Origin of the sequence: Endozoicomonas sp. ALB115 (assembly GCF_049310245.1) — a bacterium.
Lineage (GTDB): Bacteria > Pseudomonadota > Gammaproteobacteria > Pseudomonadales > Endozoicomonadaceae > Endozoicomonas.
The window spans coordinates 1-2,493 of record NZ_JBLYZG010000159.1 but is presented as its reverse complement, the minus strand read 5'-3'; the positions used below and the strand labels follow the sequence as shown (position 1 = coordinate 2,493).

Annotated in this window: 1 protein-coding gene; it reads right to left on the bottom strand. The window is 58.7% G+C overall.

The window, feature by feature from the left end; all coding sequences use genetic code 11:
• The coding region (locus ACO6VE_RS24275) for a hypothetical protein (RefSeq protein WP_422464052.1) at positions 1–2,493 on the bottom strand (2,493 nt) is incomplete at both ends.

Below are 2,493 nucleotides of genomic sequence, written 5' to 3'. Positions count from 1 at the left end.
GTGCTGCTTCCTCCGGTTGGTTAGCCGTGGCTCTGCCGGTCAGCCAGGACAGGCCACCACGCAGCGCCGACAACAGCCCCCCGTGGCGGGCTGCTCCGGCAGTGGCCGGGGCCAGGTGGTCATTGGCAATAGCTGGCTCATCCCGGGGGGGCGCAACAGGCTTGCCAGAGAGATGGCTGTCCAGCTGGCGTCGTTTACGCGAGTCACCATGGCACTGCGGGATCTCCCCTTTCAGGAAAACCTCTGCATAGGCATCGGGCTGTTCGAATATATCGACAAAATCAGTGGGGAAATGCTCCCGGTCTTCCAGTTCCCCCAGTCTGGCCAGGTAGTCGACTTTCTCAGCCTGGACGAGCTGTTTGATAGCGTCCATATCGCCACGAACCATGATTACTGGCGGCAAGATGAACTCATCATCGACGACGGTGGTATCGTTGATGATCTGCAACAGGTGACGATCAGTCTGTGGCGGGCGCAGATCATTATTGTCGTCATGGTGATCCTCAGTGATCCGGTTATCCAGATAGTTCGCCATCCCCCGGAGAACATCGCGGAACGGTGCGGACAATCCGGACGTGGTACGCAACAGATCATTGACCGTGGTCGCCATGCCCCGGGCGCTAAATCCCCGGAAAACCGGTGATTCTGCCGCCTCCTCCAGGGAGAACCCGGTGGCTTTGATCATATTGAAACGGGCTTCACCGTACTGTGAATACATGTTCAGGAACTGGTTGACCAGATCATCAATCATGGCCTCCCGGGTGGGATTCTCGCCGCTCGCATCTGGCCCTATGGTCAGACCACGGGAGGCATCATAACGAATACACCGATCGGCCCGGATGAGGTCCCACTGGAGCGTGTTCATGATTGCCCGGTCCATAGTCTGCAGGCCCTGGGCACAGCACACCAGTCGTGCCAGTGACCATTGCTGGTATTCCAGGCCATTGTGGCTGAGGGTGTTATCATTCTCCTTGATGTCCTGCACTGCCCGGGTATTGGCACTCTGGATATTGCTGATGCGCTGGCTATAGGCTCTGTAAGACTGCGTGGCACCGTCGGCATACAGTTTCAGCAGTTTTTTTCCTTCTGCAGTGATTCGGGGAGCCTGGTCTGCGGCCCGCTCCAGCAGTTCGCTCAGCGCCGAGGTGTCGGCCAGCCCCTGCTCGCTGGTCGGGCAGGGAAGCTGCTCGCCAGACAATTGATTTTGCAAATCAGCCGTATTGTCGAACACGTCGCCGAACATCACAAAACGCTCATCCCTGAGTGGTCGCGTGTTTAAGAAGTAGTCTTTGCGCTCGGCCCGGATTATCCGATTGATCACCTTCACATCCCTGGCGTCCAGCATGGGTGGCGATAAGTTAAACTCATCGTCCGCTACCCGGACATTTTCCACCGTCCGCTGCAGTGCTGTATCAGGCTGCGGGGGACGCCTATCGTTGGCACTATACCGGTGATCGTCATGGGCCAGAGCGTTCTCAAGCGTTCGCAGCACCTTCCGGATGGGGGCTGACATCCTTGCTGATCGCGCCAGCAACCCGGTAACGGCCCCGGCAACGGCCGCGGCATTGTAGCCCCGGAAGCGATCATCCGCTGCCGCCTCGCCCCCGAATCCGGTGGCCTTGACCATGTCATAGCGGGCAGCGCTGTAAAGCCCATACAGGTTCAGGAACTGGTTGGCCAGATTCTTGATAATCGACACTTCGGTCGAGCGATGGTCCGCTGTATCGTTGGGTGACTGCTCCTCGTAGCGGAGGTACTGCCCCGCAGTACTGGTCATGTTCAGGAAGCTGTCCCGGAACTGCCTCTCCAGGGTCTCCAGCAAGTTGACGCAGCACACCTGTCGTTTTTCCGGCCAGGTTATGGAGTCTGACTCCTCGGCGGGTATGGCTGCCATAATTTCCCGGTTCTGATGCTTTATGGCCTCGGCCTGGTGGGCATAGTCGGCATAGATTGCCGTGGCCTGGCCGACATACCCCTTCAGCAGTTTCCGCTCAGTCACGGTGAACTGTGACGTAGCCGGTGGGCGGGAAAGCAGCGGCGCCAGGGCCGACGTGTCGTCCAGTCCCGATTCGCTGTAATGGCAGGGAACGGTGTCGTCATTCGGGAACACGGCATCATAATCTGTGGGGTTCTGGAAGATCTTCCGGTAATCAACCGGGAAGCGATTCCAGTCTCTGTATACCCCCATGTTGGCAAGGAAACGGGCCTGCTCACCTCGGATGATCCGGTTGGTGGCAACCAGATCCCCGGGTTCCAGCCAGCCCGACGGCAAGGTGAACTCATGATCGGCGACGGTGGCATTGTGTATCACCGACATCAGTTGTTCATCCGGCCCGGGGGTGCCCAGAACGTTACCATCGTTGAGGCGCTCCTCCGTGATCTGCCTGTCCAGATAGTCCGCAACCCCCTCCAGAACCTCCCGGAACGGTGCGGACACCCCGGAGGCATCACGCAACAGGGCATTGACCATGTTATCCATGCCCTGGGCATTGA